Raw genomic sequence first — 18287 nt, 5'->3', positions numbered from 1 at the left:
CGAGTGGAGTATTTACTGCCGAGCCGGCGAGTCACGCTGTCGATCGGATCGGCACTATACGGTGTGCGGACGCTTCCAGGTCAGCGGCTTCGTTGTGTCGTCCAGCAGGTCGGATCGAAGGTCCAGTGCGGCGGCCAGCACATGCATGCCAAAACGGGGGGGAACGGCATTCCCGATCTGCTGAGAAATGACACTGCGGACGCCGGGCAGCTCTTTTCCGTTCCCGTCCACGGCATCTCTTTCTGTGCCGTCCCGGTCGATGAAACGCCATGGGTAGTCAGCGGGGAACGTCTGTAGTTCGCCCAATTCCCTGAGGGAGAACTCGCCGATTTCCTGCCCTCCCCACTCCAGCCTGTTGCGCGACGCCTTTCCGGTCACGGTGGCCGACGGATTGTCGTGACGGCGTCGGCCCCGCGCTTCCGGGTCACCACCGGTGCCGTAGTTCGACTTCACCTCGTACGGGGTGTGGCGCTTCAAGACGTCGGCCATTGTCACCCAGCCCGGGATGTTGGCGCCCTGTACATGTCGGGGGACGTTCTTGCGGTAGGACTGGTGGGTCGGTCCGGGCTGCTTGGGGACTCCGTGCAACATCGCATCGGGTCCGGTGAAACGGGCAATCATGATCGCCCTTCGACGGGTCTGAGGCACGCCGAACTGTTCCGTGTGCAGCACTGCCGGCTCAGCTACCGCATAGCTGTTCGTGGCCTCAAGGATATTTGCGAACTTTTTCCAGACCGGCAGAACCGTGGGAACCTGCTCCAGGATGATCGCCTGATACGGATTCTGGCCCATGAGGGCTTCGAGTGCCCATCGCAAGGGCTCCAGGACCAGGCCGGTACGGTCATCGCTGAGTTGCTTGAGATCGTCGTGGATCCTCTTGAATCCCTCGATGTCCCTGGTTTCGAAGCATTTAAAATACTGGTCGGCGAAATTCTCCACCTCGGCCAATGCGGTCCGGCCCTCACCCTTGCCTGCGACCGAGAAAGTCTGGCAGGGAGGTCCGCCGGTCAGTACATTCGCGTTCGGATAGTCAGCCGGTCCGAAATTGCGTACGTCGCCCGGCGTGGTGCCCAGCCCGGCGGCCTTGCGCGTCGCACAGGCGCCAGGGTCGAATTCGATTCCCCGGTCGACCGTAACTCCCAAATTCTGGGCAGCGAGGTCGAGTCCGCCGGGTCCGGCGAACAGGTCGACGATCTTGAAGGTCTTGGACACGTACAATCCTTGCGGGGCGGGACGATGAACAACTCATCGGTGTCGTGGTTCACCCGGGATCACACAGGGCTGAACGGTCCCCATGCTAGCCGGCCGTGGGCCTCGTTTTGGACGCACTCGCAACAAGGGCAGTCAGAACGACCGCTCGGCTGTCAGGGCTGCGGCGATCGAGTGCCCGAGCTGCTCCGCGACCGGTGGGGGCATCGCGTTGCCGACCTGCCGGTAGCGGGCTGTCTTGCGGCCGGCCACATGCCAGTCCGGTGGGAACCCCTGGAGCAGCGCGACCTGCTCAACGGTGAGCGCCATCATGCCCGCACGTCCCTCCTCCGGTCGCCATTGGAATCCTGGACCTGGAATCTGATCGGCAACGGTTCCACCATCGACGCCCATGCCTGCCCATGATCGTTTCGCGCCGGTTGGACCGAGGTCGGGACCACCACGCTCCCAGGAGCCACCCACGATCGTCGGAGCCGGGCGGTTGGCCTGTGCGGCCCACTCTGCCGCTTCGGGCCAACCGTCCGCTGCCATGGAGGGGCCGAGGACCTGGCCGACTGTGAGGGGCGGCCCCGGTAGATGGATCGGCTCCTCGAAGGAGTCGAGCAGGTCTCCCCTGAAGGCGATAATGATGCCGAGCTGGCGTTTCTGTGGCAAGCCGAAGTCGGCGGACTCCAGCACGAGGGAGCGCGCACGGTAGCCGAGGTGGTGAAGTTCCTCCTCCAGGAACGTTCGGATCGGCGCATAGGCGTCCCTGGTCACCAGGCCGGGGACGTTTTCGATGAGCAGGGCCTTTGGTTGGACGGCGTGCATGAGGAAGGCGGTTGCCTTGAGCAGCGACAACTCAGGTTCGTCGTCCCGGGACCTGCCGACCGCAGCGTCGGCCTTCACTCGGGGAAGTCCGGCCGAGAGCAGGTCCACGTCGTAGCACTGCGGATGCTCTTCGGGTACGAAGTCGATCAGATCCTGCTCCAGCACTCGCCAATCAGGTCGATTCGCGCGCAGGCTTTCGCAGGCAACCGGACGGTTCTCGATCAGCAGGACCGGATCGAAACCGGCCCGCTCCAGCCCGAGCGCGGAGCCGCCAACACCGGCGCAGATTTCGATGGATGTGAACCTGCTGTTCGTTGTGCACCCGTGAGGCATGCCCATGGTCAGCGGCGCTTCTTCCGTGGTCGATGGTGCCGGACACGTTCGGACGGCGACGCAATGTTGCGGCCCTCGCTCAAGCACGCTACGCGGTCGGAGTAGGCAGCGAGGTCAGTTCTTGGGAGTGCAGGTCAGCGCTTGAGTCTGCCGATGTACTCGGCGCCGCCGGGCCTGCCGCGACAGCCCGAGGCGAAGACGGTCCCCTGGCGCAACTCGCAGTAGGAGACTGCCCTTTGTCAGCTGGTGGCCCTTGGGTCAGACGGTCCTGAAGTGGCCGGACTTGACCGCATGGATGAACGAAGCGAAGGCAGTCGCATCGAAGGTGAGAACAGGACCTTCCGGGTCTTTGCTGTCACGGACAGGTACAACACCCGGCAGGCTCTCGGAAATCTCCACGCAGTCGTTCTGCGCTCCAGAGAAGGAGGACTTCCGCCACTGAACGTCGGCAGCAGGCGCTGATTCGAGGAAGTTGCTTGCCATGACTAGCCCATTTCCTTTGAGGCGCGCTCAATGAGAGCGATTGACTTGTCCGGCGGCAACGACTCTTCCGTTGCGCGGCGGAAGAGGCTGGTGTACATGTCGATCTCGGTGGGTTCCTCGAAATAGATGGTCCCGAGCAGGTGATCGGCATACACTACGTCAGTTTCCGACGAATCAGGGAAGCTGAGAATGGTGACGGGGTTCAGCAGGGCGGCATGGATATCCGATGCGTCGGGCAGAACCCGGATCTCTATGTTCGGATTCCCTGCCGCTGCGGCCAGGTACTCCAACTGCGGGCGCATGACGTCCGGACCGCCCACACCATGACGGAGAGCCCTCTCGGAGAGGACCACGCGCATCTCCAGGGGTGGCTCCCGCGTGAGTACCGAGCGTCGCTCCTGCCGAACCTGGGTATGCGTCTCGATCTGAGCCGGGGTTGCACCGTCCACCTGAATTCTCAGAACGGCCCGCGTGTATTCCTCGGTCTGCAGCAGTCCGGGGATTAGAAGCGTCTGCATGCTGCGCACCTGGGAGGCGTCGGCCTCCAAGGAGATGAACTGCGCGTATCGAGGTGAGAGAACGTCAGAGTAGCGATCCCACCATCCGCGAAGGCGGGCATTGCGCGACAGCTCCTCAAGTTCGCGTCGCAGCTCCGCGTTCGTCGCACCGTACAAGTCCAGCATCATCCGCAGGTCGATCGGCCGGACGCCCGACAGGGCGGTCTCGATGCGACTGATTTTGCTCTCGGCGCATTCGAGGTGCTGGGCAACTTGCAAGAGCGTCAGGCCGGCTCCGATCCTCAGCTCCCTCAGCGTCCTGGCCAAACGCCGTTGGCGGACAGTGGGGTTGCGGTTCACAGGCACGGTCGGGGCCTCCTACGGATGTGAGCTGTCAGTCTGCCCCGTCCCACCCTTCCGCAGCAATCTTTATGAGCTTCTACGGTAGGACTTGCACCTCGCAACTTCCAGGCGCATCCTTACGGTGCGTAGCTCGACGCTCGGCGCTGGGTGACCTTGACGCATCGTCAGTGATCCTCTGTCCAAAAGGCGCTGAACGCTGATCGTCGGGCGCGCGGTTGCATCGGCGCGCCTTCTCGGAGGATGTCTCATGAGTGATCTCGGTTTATCCCCTCTGGGGGACGGTGCTTCTGCTTCGCAGTCGGACGCCCGGCGAATCCCGGATCAGGTTGCACCAGGGCCTGTCTGTCTCCCCGGTGGGGAGCACGGTTCTATCCCCGACGTCGAGTTGACCCCTTCGACCCTCATCCACGACATGAGGCGTGACGTGATCGGGGTGGTGATGGAAGTCGGGCCCAGATGGGTCTTCCTGCGTCCAGTGGGCGGTGGGCTGGAGTGGCAGGCGCTTCCGGAGGATCTGGAGCCCATTGATCGGGCGGCCGAGTTGAGTGCTTGGGTGGCGGAGGCAAACAGGCGATCGAGGCAGGGGCTGTGAGCGAGTCGCGGGTGCAGTCCCGCAGGGAATTCCATCGGCCGCCATGGTTCTCGTCCTCGTTCGACTATGGCTTCCCTCGGCCGGCTCCGGTTGCCGTGCCTGGGTGCGAAGTGTGCGCCCGTATGGCGGCAGCATTGGCGGCGATCACCCGGGATCCGTCGGGGGCTGTTGATGCGCGAGTACTGATGCGCCGTCATTTGCTCGACATGCACGAGTTGGTAGCGACTGGCCCAGATGGGCTACGGGTGAGGGAGGGTTCAGGTTCTGCGCCGGACGGTTGTTAGGGGTCTGCAATGGGGCTGACGAGGACGTGTCGATTTCACCGGTACAGGATTCACCCCGATCCGACGGCGTCGCCGTTGTCGGGAGCGGTGTGCGTGATCCACTCGGATCCCGCCGCCGACGATGCTCCGGAGTGCGGTGCACTGTTGGGCGATTGGGACACCGCTGGCGGGGCGAACGAGTGGATCTGGGATGTGCAGATCCAGGATTTGGAGCCGGTGCTCCCCGTCGAGGTCCGAGCCGGATCAGCCTCCGAGCGTTGTGATTGGAGGGCAGGTCAGGGCTTTCGGCGTGGCAGGCGCGGCCACCAGCCGGGGACCCGCTTGCGGTATACCTCGTATGACTCGCCATAGCGGGCGAGCATCGTGCGCTCCTCGTACAGGCGGACGAACGCGAACAGGGCGGCAAGGAGCGCGGCCGCGTAGAGCAGCAGAATCGGGCGGCCGAGCAGCAACGCCTGTCCTGCGATCGCTGCGCCTAAGGCGACGTACATGGGGTTGCGGACATACCGGTAGGGGCCGCCGACGATCACCCGCTGCGAGCTGGGCGGGATAGTCGGAAACGGCACGCCCTCGCCCTCGACGGGAAACCGTACGAACGCCGCGACCATCAGCAAGCCGCCCACCGCGATCAGGGTCACTCCCAGGGCCCGCACCGCCAGCGGGTAGGACGCACCCTCATGCCATCGCGTGATCAAGAACGGCAACAGCACGACCACCAGCCCCGGCCCCATGGGAAAGGATTTAGGACTGTTACCGCAACGCTCGCCAACCTGGGCATGGCCACCTGACTGCCGGCGGCCTCCGCGTCCCGCAGCGGGGGAAGCGCCGGAGACTGGGAGTGTTTCTGCTGCTCCGCCAGTCGGTCATAGATGATCTGCGCCTCAGCGGACAGCGAGCTCCTCGCTACGCCGAACCTCAGGGCGTAGGCAGCATCCTGTTCCGGCGTTATCTTCGCCATCGGCCACCCCTTCACTGGGCGGACCACGCGCTCGGGCGAACGGCTAAACGCGTACCCCGCGTACCGACATCGTACGAATCCTTCATCCACCAGAGACGTTGACGTGTCAAGCGTCAGCGTCCCGGATGGCCGCATGGCCGAGATGCACACGGTGCTCCGATATCAGCCCATGCCCCCGTGATGTGATGTCTGCATGGAGCTGGATCCCAAGCGTCTGCTGGTTCTTCATGCGCTCGCCGAGACCGGCGGGGTCGCCTCGGCCGCGCGGAGGCTTGCGGTCACGTCCTCGGCCGTCTCGCAGGCTCTGGCCCGGCTCGAACAGCAGGCGCGGGTGCCACTGCTGGACCGCTCCGGCGGGCGGATCGAACTGACCGCCGCCGGAAGGGCGTTGGCCGAGCGCGGGCGCCGGATCGCCGACGAGCTCGACGGTGCGGGCCGCGACCTGGCCGACTTCGGCGCCCCGATCGCCGGACCGGTGGCGATCGGCGCAGTCCCGCGCTACGTCCCGGTGGTCTGCTCGGCGATGGCGATCCTTGCCGAGCGGTTCCCGGCGCTGGAGCCCACCGTCCGTGAGCAGTTGGCGGCCGGTGCGGCCGACCTCAGCGCTCTGCGCAACGGGCTGGTCGACATCCTCGTCATGATCTGCGATGCGGACGAGGCGCCGCCGACCCCGGCGGGTACCGAGTACCAGATCAGGATCGAGGAGCGGTACCGCCTGGTCGTACCGGCCGGCTGGCCCGTGCTGGCCTCGTTCGCCGAGCTGGACGGCGTTCCGTGGATCACCGGCGATCCCGGCTCCGCCTACGACTGCGCGTTCGAACGACTCATCGCCGCCCACTGCCTCACCCCCTCCCGGCTGCACGTCGCGACCACACCCCAGGCCGCGCAGGTGATGCTCACGGCCGGACTGGGGGCCGCGATCCTCTCCTCCAGTACTGCGGCCACCATGCGGGACGTGGCCGTCACCCAGCTCCCGGTCCCGGGCGCCCGCCACGTGCGCTGCTACTACCGGATCGGCGTCGGCGGGCCGTCACCGGCCATACAGGCCACGGTCACTGCCCTGCACCAAGCCACGCTGCTGGCCGCCGAGGCCGTGGCCGAGCTGGGTGTGCTGGAGCGGGAGCCGTTCATCAAGCCCGGCCTTGGCATCCCGAAGCACTGAACCTGCCGGGGCCGCCGACAACCTCGGTTCGGCGCCCGACAGCCGTGCTAACGGTCGTGGTTAGCAGCGCTTTCTGGTGTGCCTCGCGGCCTCTGGCGATACTGGGGCGCCGCCTTCGCCCGCCATCCACACGGCTGTGCTGTGCCGTGCCCTGGCCGGGCCAAGGGGGGCCGACGGGACGACGTCGGCCGGATTCCCGTTCCCCGAACAGGCAGGACTATGGACGCCGTCCCCAACTCCCAGCAGGCGCCCCACAATGTGGAGACCTGCTACTGCCACTCGTGCCAACTCTTCCGCTACCAGCGTCAGTACGGCCCCGGCCCCGGGTCGACCGCAGGCCCCGGTCCAGGCGCCGGCTTCGGACAGACGGTGCCGCCGAACTACCCGCCGCCGCCGAACCACTTCCCGCCGCCGCCGGCCGGACCCGGGAACGCCGGGTACGACCGTCCGCCGGAGTACTCCGCATCGCCGCCGCCGGGCTGGTATCCGCCGCCCGGGTACCCGCCGTCCACGCCCGGGGCGGCCAGCGACCGCACCATGGCCTCCCTCGCGCACTGGCTGCCGCTGGCCGTCGCGGTGGTCTTCTCCTTCGTCATCGGCACGTTCGCGGTGTTCCTCTGCTTCATCCCCCCGCTGATCGTGATGCTCACCGCGAAGTCCGAGTTCACCGGGGAGCACGCCCGGGAGGCGCTGAACTTCCAGCTCAGCGTCATCATCCCCGGTGTGGTGATCCTCGTGCTGTCCATGGCGTCACCCCCGCTCGGCGCCCTGCTGCGGCTGCTGCTGCTCGTCGGCTGTCTGATCATCCAGATCATGGCGGCCGTGAAGGCCAGCCAGGGAGCGCAGTACCGCTATCCCATCGGCATCCGCTTCATCAGGCCGCCCCAGGTCTGAGTACTGCGTCGATCAGTCGGCCAGTCGGCCAGTCGGCGTCTGCGGGTGGACTTCTCGTGGCGCCGACGGGCGCCTGCGGCGTTGAGGCAGCGGGCCCTCCACGGGAACCGGTCGGAGTGGATGATTCGGGTACGGTGGGTGCACGGGGGCGTCGCTGCCGCCGGTCCAATACCTGAAGGCGACTGATCTGTCCAGTAGGTGCGAGGTGTCGGCCAGGGTGAGGCACAATTGCTACCCAGGGTGACGAGTCGGTGGAGGAACGCGTGAACGACGGGCAGGACGAGGGCGGCTCCTTCGGGATCGATGCCTTCACCCTGGACGACCGCCTTCGGCTGTTCCACTTCGCGGCGGCGGAAAAGCGCAACGACTACTTGTGGCTGCTGCGGGCCTTCGACCGGGGGCGGGCCAACTACCAGGTGCTGCTGCACGTCGCGGATGCCCGGGAGCTGCTGGCGGAGCTGGCCGAGGACAATCCGTCGGCCCGCGCCGTCGGCGAGGTGCAGCCGCTGCTGGACGCGCTGGCGGAGTGGAAGCTGCTGGACCGGAGCTACGACGGCACCCGTGCGGCGAACCTGGCCGAGTACCGCAACCGGCACTACGTCTACCAGTTCACCCAGGCCGGCTACCGCGCCTTCCGCGCTGTCGAGGAGGTCCTCGGCGCGAGCCTGGAGGACGCCCAGCTCTCGCGCCTGGTGTTCCCCGACATCCTGGCGGACCTGCGGGCGCTGGCCGCCGCCAACGCGGCGGGGGACGCCGAGGAGGTCTACCGCAAGCTGTCCCGGCTGGACGCCGTCCTCGCCGACATGGCGCAGCGCTCCGCCCGCTTCTATCTGATGCTCGGCGACCTGGCCAGGACCAACGACACCCGTCCCGAGGTGTTCCTGGCCCACAAGGACGCGCTGCTCTCCCACATGGAGGAGTTCAACGGCGAACTGGCCAGGTTCACCCCGCTGCTGGCCGAGGCGGTGCAGGCGGTCGCGGCCACCGGGGTGGAGGAGTTGGTGGAGCGGGCCGCCCTGGTCGACGAGCGGCTGTTCCGTTCCCCTGTCGAGCGGCTGGAGGACTGGCGGCAGCGCTGGTCCGGACTGGTGCACTGGTTCGCGGAGGGGGAGCGCAGCGAGAGCGAGCGGCTGCAGAACGCCACGGTCACCGCGATCCGCGGCGTGCTGGCGCTGCTGCGGCGGGTCACCGAGGCAACCCGGGGCGGGGTCAGCCAGGAGAGCCAACTGCGCTACCTGGCCCAGTGGTTCGTCTCCTGTCCGACGGACGCGGATGCCCATGCGCTGTTCCGGGCGGCCTTCGACCTGGGCTCGCCACGGCATGTCTCGGTGCTCCACGAGGATCCCGAGCTGATTCCGGGCCGCACCTCCTGGTGGCAGGCCCCGCCGGTGGAACTCGCCCGCACCCTGGTCAAGTCGGGACGCGAGCCCCGGCTCAGCGGCCCGGGCCGGGTCGAGCGGAACCACGAGCAGCGCGAGCTGCTGCGCGCCAAGCAGCTCAAGGCGCAGGCGGAGACCAGGACCGCCGCCGCCGCGCTGGCCGGCGACGGCGTGTACGGGCGGGTGCTGGACGAGCCGGAGACGGACGCGCTGCTGGGGCTGCTCAACCTGGCCCTGGCCGCCCGGCTGCCGGTACCGGTCAGCCGGGGGGTGCGCGGTGGCGGACAGCAGGACCTGGCCGCCGCGGGTGCGCACGGGGTGCGGTTGACCCTGCATCCGGCGGCCGGCTCCAGCACGGTCCGCACCGTCCGGGGCCGGCTGCACCTGGACCGGCTGCGACTGGAGGTGAGCGCCCTGTGAGGGTCGCCGAGAACGTCTCGCCGCTGGAACTGGCGGACTACCAGAAGGCGGTGCGGTTGATCCTGCGCCAGCCGCTGGTCACCGCCGTCCACCCGGACGCGGGCGCGCTGCCGCTGGTGCGGCGGTGGGCCGAGCAGTTGCGCACGGATCTGCACGAGGTGCTGGGCTACCGACTGGTGACCACCTCGGACACGGCACGGCTGCTGCGGGTCCAGGACGAGCTGGACCCGACCCAGCCCGCCGTGACCGCAGGGAAGACCACCAAGCGGGTGTTCGACCGCCGCCGCTACGCCTACCTGGTGCTGACGCTGGCCGCGTTGGGCCGGTCGGGGACGCAGATCGCGCTCAGCGAGCTGGCGGACGCGGTGGCCGCCGACGCCGGACGGATCGACGGGCTCGGCATGGACACCGCCCGCAAGGCCGACCGGGACGCGTTCGTCGACGCCGTCGCCTGGCTGGAGGCGCGCGGGGCGGTGCGCACCGCCGACGGCTCCGCCGCCGCCTGGGCCAGCGATCCGGAGCGGGCCGAGGCGCTCTACGACATCGACCGCGAGGTCACCACCGCCGTCTACCGGCCCAACCGGGTGCTGCAGCACCTGGGTTCGGTCGGCGAGCTGCTGGGCCGGGAGGGCGTCGGCGGAATCTCCCAGGGCCGGGAGGAGCGGCGCCGGACGGCCTCCCGGCGGGCGCGCAGACTGGTCCTGGAGCAGCCGGCCGTGTACTACGCCGATGTGGACGAGGACCTCCGCGGGCAGTTGCGGGCGCCGGGCCTGGTCGAGGACCTGGAGCGGCTCACCGGGCTGACGGTGGAGCGCAGGGCAGAGGGGCTGGCCCTGCTGGACTCCGCCCGGCGCTTCTCCGACCTGGGTTTCCCGGCCGGCGGCACGGTCGCGCAGGCAGCGCTGCTGCTGGGCGCGCGGATCGCGGAGCAGGCCGCCCGCCCGGGCACCGAGCGGTTGCCCGCCGCGACCGCCGCCGAGCGGCGCGGGGAGGCGGCGGCCAGGCTCGACGCGGCGATGCCCGACCGCGGGCTGAGCGGTGCGCTGGCCGAGTTGGCCGAGCCGGGTGAGTCGGCGGACCTGGACGCCGGGACCGAGGACGGTGGGACCGAGGGCGCTGGGACCGAGGACGGTGGGGCAACGGGCGTGGAGGCCGGCGAGGCGGCCGGGGCTGTAGCGGCCGTAGGGGCCGCAGCGATCGCTGAGAACTTGCCCGAGACCGAGTATCCCTTCGTCACCGACGCCTGGCTGCGCCGCACGATCCGAGAACTGGCCGCCGACTACGGCATGGGGCTGTCCGACGCGCTGGTCGCAGACCCGGAGCGGCTCGCCAGGCTCGCGGTGGCTCTGCTGGCCGATCTGCGGCTGGTGGCACCGGTGGACGGCGGCGTGCTGGCGCTGCCGCTGCTGGCCCGCTACCGGGGTGCGACGGCGGTGGTCAAGACCCAGCCGCGGACCCGGCCGGGGACCCGGGCGACGCCCGAGTCGACGTCTGAGCCGACGTCCCCGCCGAGGTCCCGATCGACGTCCCGGCCGACGGCCGGGACGGTATCGAGCGCGGCATCGAGCGCGGCATCGAGGGCGACCTCGCGTACGACCTCCCGGCCGAAGTCGCGGCCGAAGTCGCGGACGGCGTCCGGGACGCAACCGGAGCCCGGGGCCGACCTTGAGTTCGACCTTGTGCCCGCCGCCCAGTTCGAGCCTGAGCCCGCCCCTGAGCCCGAACCCGCCCAGCAGACCCTGTTCGACCCATCCACACCCGAGGACCCGACCCCGTGAGCCGCTACGTCCCCACCCGCGCCGGCATCGTCAACCTGTGGGACTACCGGGACGAGGAGTTCTCCTTCGCCGGTGGCTGGCTGGTGCTGCGCGGCCCCAACGGCTCGGGCAAGACCAAGGCACTGGAGTGCCTGTTCCCCTTCGTGTTCGACGGCAGGATCGACCCCAAGCGGTTGAACCCGTTCGCCGCCGAGGACCGGACCATGAAGTCCAACCTGCTGTTCCGGGGCCAGGACAACGCGGTCGGCTACGTCTGGCTGGAGCTGCGGCACCGCGACACCGGGGACTGCGTCACCGTGGGCATCGGACTCCACGCCCAGCGGCACCGGGACCAGCCGGTCCGCTGGCACTTCGTCGCGCGGGGCAGGGTCGGCGAGGACTTCTCGCTGTTCACCGACGACGACCGGCCGATGACCAAGAAGCAGTTGGCGGCGGAGCTGGACGCGGCCGGGGCGGCAGAGCAGCTGTACGACTCGGCCGCCGACTACCGCGCCGCGATCGACCACCGGCTGTTCGGCCTCGGCCGGGAACGCTACGAACAGCTGCTGACCCTGATCCTGACGCTCCGCAGGCCGCAGTTGGCGAAGAACCTCGACCCGGCCAAGCTCTCCGACACCCTCAGCGCCGGGCTGCGGCCGGTCGACGACGACCTGGTCGCCGAGGCGGCCCGCTCCTTCGACGACATGGAGGCGGTCCAGCGCACCCTGGAGGGCCTGACCGCGGCCGACGAGGCCACCACGGCCTTCCTCGCCAGCTACACCACGTACCTCCGGGTCCACGCCCGCTGGGCCGCGGACGCCCTGACCCGCCGTCGGGAGTCCTCCGCCGACCGCCGGACCGCCGTCGCCGAGGCCACGTCCGGCCTCGCCGCCGCCGAGGAGCGGCAGGAGTCCGCGGCCACCCGGCTGGAGCTCGCCGAGAACGGCCTGGCCGGGCTGCGGGCCCGGCTGGAACAGTTGAAGTCCAGCGCCGCCTACCAGGCCGTCGAGCAACTGGCCGACCTGGAGCGGCTGGTCCGCACCTGTGAGCAGACCGCGCGGGAGGCCGAGGCCGAGCACGGTCGCCGTGCCGCCGCCACCGGACGGGCCAGGGCCGAACTGGAGCGGGCCGGTGCCCTGCTGGCCGAGCTGGCGGCGACGGTGTCCCGGACCGCCGCCGAGCTCGCCGACCACGCCGCAGCCGCCGGCGCGGAGTGGACAGCGGCCGACGCCGCGCCCGAGGTCCTGGCCCAACGCGCCGGCCTGCGCGCCGCCGAGCGCACCGAGGCGGTACGCGCCGCCCGGGCCGCGCTGGCCGCGCACCGGCAGGCCGAACAGGCCAGGGACCTGGCCCGGTCGAACCTGGACCGGGCCCAGGCCGCGGTGGACGGGGCCGAGACGGCGGAGCAGGAAGCGGCCGAGTCGCTCGCCGAGTCCCGGGGGCGGGCCGCCGAGCAACTCGACGCCTGGCTGACCCGGTACCGCGCACTGCTGGCCGGCACCGGCTCCGGTGCCGGCGCCGCGGACGAGCTGGGGGTGGCCGACGAATTGGGCGAGGCCCTGGCCGAGGCGCTGGCCGCCGTCGGCGAGCCGGACGCGCCGGCCCTGGTCGACGTCTTCGCCGCCGCCACCGCTCCCGCCACCGAGCGGCTCCGCGACCGCCAGGCCGAGCTGCGGGCCGAACGTGCCCGGACCGCCGCCGAGCAGGAGCAGGCCGGGGCCGAGCGGGTCAGGATCGCCGCCGAGCACGACGACGCCCCCGCCGCCCACCCGGCCAGGGCCGACTCCCGCGAGGGCCGACCGGGTGCGCCGCTGTGGCAACTGGTCAGCTTCGCACCGGAGGTGACGGATGATCAGGCGGCCGGTGTGGAGGCGGCGTTGGAGGCGGCCGGGCTGCTGGACGCCTGGGTCGACCCGCAGGACCGGCCGCCTGCGGCCGGCGCCAGCGATGCCTGCCTCCGCCCGGGACCGGCCGTCGACGGTCCCAGCCTGGCCGAGCTGCTGCTGCCCGAGGAGGACACCGAGGAGGACACCGGTGTGCCGGCCGCCAGGGTCACTGCGATCCTGCGCTCGCTGGCCACCGACGGCGGGCAGCTCGCCGAGGCCTCGCGTCCGGCCGTGGTCACCGCCGACGGCCGCTACGCCCAGGGCGCGCAGCAGGGCGCGCACCGCAAGCCGCACGCCGAGTACATCGGCGCGACCGCCCGCGCCCGCCGCCGGGCCGCGCGCCTGGCCGACTGCGACGCCCGGATCGCCACGCTGGCGGACCGGCTGAGCGGGCTCGACACCGAGGCGGCCGACTGCGCCGACGCCCTCGCCGGGTTCGCCACCGCCCGGGCCGCGCTGCCCCGTCCCGCCCCGGTGCTGGCCGCCCTGGCCGCCCTCGGCCGGGCCGACGCCAGGCTGCGGGCCACCCGTGAGGCCGCCGACGCCGCCCAGTCCTCCTACGACGAGGCCGTGGCCGCCACCGGGGTCACCGACCGGGCCGTGCGCCGGGCCGCCGCCGAGCACCGGATCGACCCGGAGCGGACGGACGCGGTCGAGGCCGCCGTGCACCGCTTCCGGTCCGCCGCCGCAGCCCTGGCCGGGCAGCGCCGGGAGGAGGACCGCCAGCAGGACGCCGTCGCCGCCGCCGACACCCGGATGGAACTCGCCGCCGAGGACCAGGAGTCGGCGGCCGGGGCAGAACGCGCCGCCCGCCGCCGGAGCGCCGAGGAGAGCGCCAAGCTCGACGCCCTGCGTGAGGCGGTGGGCGCCGACGCCACCGAGGTGCTGGCCAGGGTCGAGGAGGCGGAAGCGGCCCGGTCCGGGGCCGAGGCCGAGGTGGCCGCCGCCCGCGCGGCCGAGCGCACCGCCCTCACCGCCGCGTCCGCCGCCGCCGAACGGCTCACCGCCGCCCGCGAGTCCCGCACCGTGGCCGTAGCGGAGGAGCGCGCCACCGCGCGCGAGCTCGCCCCCTACGCCCAGCGCGAGCTGCTGGACGTGCTGAAGTGCCCGCCCGGCCTGAACTGGCCGGCCCAGGAGGCCGACTGGGCCGAGGAGGAGCTGCCGGCGGCGGTCCGTTCCGTCCATGACGCGATCCTCGCCGCCACCCGCGAGCTCACCCCGACCGAGAACTCGCTCAAGCAGTCCACCACCCGGCTCACCAAGGCCCTGGACGAGCTCCAGTCCCAGCTCGGCGCCGCCGGCCAGGACTACCGTCCCGAGTGGGACGGCGCGGACGGCGTCATCGTGGTCCGGATCGCCGACGAGCAGGGCCCGCTGCCGGTCGGCGCGTTCGCGGCGCGTATCTCCGCCGCGCGCCGCGACCAGCAGCAACTGCTCAGCGACTCGGAGCAGCGGATCCTGGAGGACGCGCTGCTGACCAGACTGGCCCAGCAGATCCACGACCGCACAGTGGACGCCCGCGACCTGATCGGCCGGATGAACAAGGAGATGCGGGCCCGCCGGATGTCCTCGGGGACCACTGTCGGCGTCGCCTGGCACCTCGCCGACAAGCTGGACGAGGAGCAGCGCGCGGTCTGCGCCCTGCTCGACGCCGACGCCAACCGGCTCGGCCCGGACGCCCTGGGCCGGATGCGCGCCCTGTTCGCCACCCAGATCAAGAACGCCAGGGCCCGCTGGCGCGACCGCCCCTACCGGGAGCTGCTGGCCGAGGTCCTGGACTACCGCGACTGGCGGCAGTTCGTCTTCCAGCTGGTCCGCCCGGACGGCAGCGAGGAGACCCTGACCCGGGCCCGGCACAGCCGACTCTCGGGCGGTGAGCAGTCCGTCTCGCTGCACCTGCCGCTGTTCGCGGCCGCCCAAGCGATGCTCAACTCCGCCCTGCCGCACGCGCCCCGGTTGCTCGCCCTGGACGAGGCCTTCGCCGGGGTCGACGACACCGGACGCGGCGAACTCCTCAGCCTGGCCGCCCAGTTCGACCTCGATCTGTTCATGACCGGCTACGACCTCTGGGCCGCCCACCGCTCGGTCACCGCCGCCGCCCACTACGACCTGGCGCACTCGCCGGCCGAGCACACGGTCAGTGCCCTGCTGCTGGTCTGGGACGGCTCCCGGCTGCTCGCCGACGACGCCGGGGAACTTGCCCTGGCCCTCGGGTCGCCCGGCACCAGGCGGGTCGAGGCAGCCGGATGAGCGCCGGCTCCCGCTCGCTCGACGAACTGCGCGGCCCGGAGTGGCGGCGGCTTCTGGCCGCCGCCCGGCGCAGGCTGGAGCGCGACGGCTGGTCCCTGGACGGCACCATCGGCCTGACCGCCCCGGACGAGGCCGAGCGCCGCGCCGTCATCGGCGTCACCGGCCGCTACCGCCCGGAGACCGCGAAGCGGCTCACCGTCGGCCTCGCCGACCTCGACGCCGCCCTCCACACCGCCTACGGCCGGGGGCTGGTCGCAGTGCTGGCGCTGCTGGACGGGCCGCTGCGCGACCGCCCCGCCGAACGCCGCACCGAGTCCGGCCAACGCGACGAGCTCCGTGCCGCACTGGCCCGCAGCCGCCACGCCGCCGAACCCTGGTACGCCGCCTGGGCCGAATCCGTCGACACCGACGGGACGCTGACCAGGTTGCTGCGCCGGGGCGACGGTCAACTGCTGGGCTGGGCCGTCGCGGTCCTGGAGCGGCTGCCCTCCAGCGAACTGCTGCCGTCCGAGGGGCGGCTGCCCTCCAGGGAACTGCTGCCGCTCCCGGTGCTGGCCGAGCGTGCCACCGGCGACACCAAGGCGCTGATCCCCGGGAGCCCGCTGGCTGCCCTGGTGCTCCGCGCCCTGGCCCTGCGCGCGGAGACCGAACCGCCCCGCGACCGGGTCGGGCAGCGGCTGCTGTGGGAGCGCTTCGGGGCCGTCGCCGACGACCTGGCCAGCCAGGTGCTGGTGCTGAACGTCAGGGCGCGGGAGGACCATGTCGTGGCCGGCTGGCTGGACGACGCGGCCGGCTTCGGCATCCCCTTCCGGCTGACCCTGCAACAGCTGACCTTCGATCCGCTCACCCCCACCGCCAGGGACCTCTACGTCTGCGAGAACCCGGCCGTGCTGCGCGCTGCGGCCGCCGAGCTGGAGGAGGACTGCGCGGCACTGGTGTGCACCGAGGGCGTGCCCTCGGCCGCCTGCCGCCGGCTGCTGGACGCGGCCGTCCGCGCCGGCGCCCGGCTGCACGTCCGCGCCGACTTCGACTGGGCCGGGCTCCGCATCGCGGGTTCCCTGCTCGACGCCCCCCGGTCGACCCACTGGCGGATGTCCGCCGCGGACTACCGCTCCGCCCTCGCCGAGGGCGCGGGCGCGCCGCTGGTCGGCGCCCCGGCCGCCAGCCCCTGGGACCCCTTCCTGGCCGAGGAGTTGGCCGCCCAGGACAGCGCCGTGATGGAGGAGCGCCTGCTCCCGCTACTGCTGGCCGACCTCACCGGCCCGGGGCGGAGGGCGAGTGGATGACCAGGACACCGGAGGCGTTCTCGCGGAGCACGGTCGAACGCGAGGGGGAGGGCGGAGCGGCGTGGTTGGCCGAGCTGCCGGTGATCGTGGAGGGGCTGCTGGGGCGCTGGGAGTGCGTGCCGGACGGCGAGGTCATGCACGGGGGTGTCGGACTGATCGTCCCGGTGCGACGGCGGGCGGGTGGGACCGCTGTGCTGAAGGTGTCCTTTCCGCACCCCGGCAACGCCCATGAGCCGGACGCGTTCGCGGCGTGGGGTGGGCGCGGCGCGGTCCTGCTGCTCGAACGCGACGACGAGCGTTTCGCGATGCTGCTGGAGCGGGTCCAGGCATCGACCCTGGCAGAGGTCGATGACGAGGACGAGGTGGCGACAGTCGCGGGGCGGATCAATCGTCGGCTGGCCGTCCACGCGCCGCCCAATCTGCCCCGGCTGCACGAGCGGGCCGCTGCCTGGGAGGAGCAGCTGCGCAAGGACGCCGCAGAGCTGACACACCCACTGTCGCGTTACGCCGTGGACGCCGCCGTGGCGACCGTACGCGAGCTGGGGCACATCGAGTCGGACACCCTGGTCCACGGCGACCTCCATGCCCGAAACATCCTGCGCGCCGACCGTGAGCCCTGGTTGGCCGTCGACCCCAAGGGCTACGCCGGAGATCCCGCCTACGACGGCGGCACGCTGCTCAAGTCGCGCGCGCTGCGGCTTCTCGAAGCAGACGACCTGCGTACGGCTGTCCGCCGCACGCTGGATGTCTTCGTCGAGGCTGCGGAGCTCGATCGCGAATGTGCCCGCCGTTGGGCCCAGTTCCACGCTGTCCAGGCCGCGTTCGGGGCCCGCCGCCACGGGTTCCGCATTGCCCGCAGCGGACCGCGGCTGGACCGGCTCACCGAATTCGTCGACCGCCTGGCCACCTTGCTCACCGAGCGTGCCTAGCGCACGATCTCCCCGGCACGGGAGCGGGTATGGCTACTACGTACGCCCGCGCACCGCCGGCCCGGAGTTCGGGATACTCGAAGCCGGGGTCGGGCGGGTACGCGGCCCGACGCGCATATGAAGGGGACGGTCACGCTGGTATGGCAGTCGTCATCGGCTTCACGCAGGCGGATCTGCGGGCGGCAGCCGGACCACGCTCGTTCGAGCCGACGCCGTCGCGGTACGCCGTGACCGTCTTCGCGCCGACCGTACCCTGACCGCCTACCAGCAGCTGCGCGCAGCCGCGCGTGCCGCCGAGTGCTGGCAGGCCGAGCGCGGACCGGCGCTGGAACTGCTGCGCGCCGACGCCGTGAAGGACGCTGCACGGACCTGGCACGGCCCAACGGTGTGGATCGACGCCCTGATCGACGACGGCGACATCGCCGCCGCCTGGACCGCCGCTCCCGGCGTGGCCACCGCACGGCAGCAGCTCACCCGGGCCGACCACCTCGCCGACGACCGCCCCGCCGAGGCGCTGGAGGTGTACCTGCGTGCCATCGAGCCCCTCAAGACCGTCACCGGGGACGCTACGTACCAGGAAATCGCCCGGCTCCTCCTGCGCGCCCGCAACTGTCACCAACACCTCGGAACCACAGCGGAGTTCGAGACCTACTTGGCCGGCCTTCGCGCCGAACAGAAGCGCAAGCGCAACCTGATGAAGATCCTCGACCAGCACGGCCTGTGACCGCCGCACCCGGAAAGGGCCCGTGAGCACGCAAAGCACGGCCCGCGAACACCTGACAGTCGGCGGCACGC

At 71.1% G+C, this 18287-nt stretch carries 13 protein-coding genes; 8 read left to right on the top strand and 5 right to left on the bottom strand.

From position 1 onward, the window contains the following. Positions 1 to 54 precede the first annotated feature (54 nt). The 5 genes from BS75_RS13570 to BS75_RS13545 form a co-directional block, all read right to left on the bottom strand. Positions 55 to 1212, bottom strand: a complete 1158-nt coding sequence (locus BS75_RS13570; RefSeq protein WP_063771422.1) for a DNA cytosine methyltransferase — start codon at positions 1210 to 1212, stop codon at positions 55 to 57. Between the two features lie 132 nt (positions 1213 to 1344). Then, a complete protein-coding gene (locus BS75_RS13565) occupies positions 1345 to 2358 on the bottom strand; it encodes a DNA cytosine methyltransferase (protein ID WP_042437194.1) in 1014 nt (337 codons plus the stop codon). A gap of 252 nt (positions 2359 to 2610) precedes the next feature. Then, positions 2611 to 2835 carry a DUF397 domain-containing protein gene (locus tag BS75_RS13560; RefSeq protein WP_034088393.1) on the bottom strand — a complete coding sequence of 75 codons (225 nt, stop codon included), beginning with the start codon at positions 2833 to 2835 and terminating at the stop codon, positions 2611 to 2613. A 2-nt stretch (positions 2836 to 2837) separates the two neighbouring features. Then, entirely contained in the window at positions 2838 to 3698 is an 861-nt protein-coding gene (locus BS75_RS13555) for a helix-turn-helix domain-containing protein (RefSeq protein ID WP_034088392.1), read from the bottom strand. 1148 nt (positions 3699 to 4846) lie between these two features. Beyond that, positions 4847 to 5287: a methyltransferase family protein gene (locus tag BS75_RS13545; protein ID WP_231607763.1), complete on the bottom strand. Its 441-nt coding sequence runs from the start codon at positions 5285 to 5287 to the stop codon at positions 4847 to 4849. 435 nt (positions 5288 to 5722) lie between these two features. On the opposite strand from BS75_RS13545, the gene BS75_RS44245 reads away from it, so the two are divergent. The 8 genes from BS75_RS44245 to BS75_RS13505 all read left to right on the top strand — a co-directional run bounded on the left by BS75_RS44245 (position 5723) and on the right by BS75_RS13505 (position 18216). Continuing rightward, positions 5723 to 6691 (top strand): LysR family transcriptional regulator, encoded by a 969-nt coding sequence (locus tag BS75_RS44245; protein WP_052069400.1) that lies wholly within the window; start codon positions 5723 to 5725, stop codon positions 6689 to 6691. A gap of 219 nt (positions 6692 to 6910) precedes the next feature. Further along, complete coding sequence (locus BS75_RS13535; RefSeq protein ID WP_034088390.1) at positions 6911 to 7585, top strand: DUF4870 domain-containing protein; 675 nt, start codon at positions 6911 to 6913, stop codon at positions 7583 to 7585. A 263-nt stretch (positions 7586 to 7848) separates the two neighbouring features. Continuing rightward, the gene (locus BS75_RS13530) at positions 7849 to 9384 is read left to right on the top strand and encodes a TIGR02677 family protein (RefSeq protein WP_034088389.1); all 1536 of its coding nucleotides are present in this window, start codon (positions 7849 to 7851) and stop codon (positions 9382 to 9384) included. Continuing rightward, positions 9381 to 11162, top strand: a complete 1782-nt coding sequence (locus BS75_RS13525; protein WP_063771421.1) for a DUF2398 family protein — start codon at positions 9381 to 9383, stop codon at positions 11160 to 11162. Before BS75_RS13530 ends, BS75_RS13525 begins: the two co-directional genes overlap by 4 nt. Then, the gene (locus BS75_RS13520) at positions 11159 to 15277 is read left to right on the top strand and encodes a TIGR02680 family protein (RefSeq protein ID WP_034088388.1); all 4119 of its coding nucleotides are present in this window, start codon (positions 11159 to 11161) and stop codon (positions 15275 to 15277) included. The genes BS75_RS13525 and BS75_RS13520 overlap by 4 nt, the downstream gene beginning before the upstream one ends. Continuing rightward, on the top strand, positions 15274 to 16563 hold the full coding sequence (locus BS75_RS13515; protein ID WP_034088387.1) for a TIGR02679 family protein: 1290 nt from the start codon (positions 15274 to 15276) through the stop codon (positions 16561 to 16563). Before BS75_RS13520 ends, BS75_RS13515 begins: the two co-directional genes overlap by 4 nt. After that, positions 16560 to 17492 carry an aminoglycoside phosphotransferase family protein gene (locus BS75_RS13510; protein WP_034088386.1) on the top strand — a complete coding sequence of 311 codons (933 nt, stop codon included), beginning with the start codon at positions 16560 to 16562 and terminating at the stop codon, positions 17490 to 17492. The genes BS75_RS13515 and BS75_RS13510 overlap by 4 nt, the downstream gene beginning before the upstream one ends. A gap of 385 nt (positions 17493 to 17877) precedes the next feature. Continuing rightward, on the top strand, positions 17878 to 18216 hold the full coding sequence (locus BS75_RS13505; protein WP_034088385.1) for a hypothetical protein: 339 nt from the start codon (positions 17878 to 17880) through the stop codon (positions 18214 to 18216). The last annotated feature ends 71 nt before the right edge of the window (positions 18217 to 18287 follow it).

The sequence above is a fragment of the Streptacidiphilus albus JL83 genome (assembly GCF_000744705.1).
Lineage (GTDB): Bacteria > Actinomycetota > Actinomycetes > Streptomycetales > Streptomycetaceae > Streptacidiphilus > Streptacidiphilus albus.
Note: the sequence above shows the minus strand (reverse complement) of the source record. Positions and strands in the feature narration are given on the sequence as shown.

Coding starts and splice junctions, on each gene's coding strand:
- BS75_RS13565 (WP_042437194.1), bottom strand. CDS start 2,358: ATGGGCATGCCTCACGGGTGCACAACGAACAGCAGGTTCACATCCATC.
- BS75_RS13560 (WP_034088393.1), bottom strand. CDS start 2,835: ATGGCAAGCAACTTCCTCGAATCAGCGCCTGCTGCCGACGTTCAGTGG.
- BS75_RS44245 (WP_052069400.1), top strand. CDS start 5,723: ATGGAGCTGGATCCCAAGCGTCTGCTGGTTCTTCATGCGCTCGCCGAG.
- BS75_RS13535 (WP_034088390.1), top strand. CDS start 6,911: ATGGACGCCGTCCCCAACTCCCAGCAGGCGCCCCACAATGTGGAGACC.
- BS75_RS13515 (WP_034088387.1), top strand. CDS start 15,274: ATGAGCGCCGGCTCCCGCTCGCTCGACGAACTGCGCGGCCCGGAGTGG.
- BS75_RS13510 (WP_034088386.1), top strand. CDS start 16,560: ATGACCAGGACACCGGAGGCGTTCTCGCGGAGCACGGTCGAACGCGAG.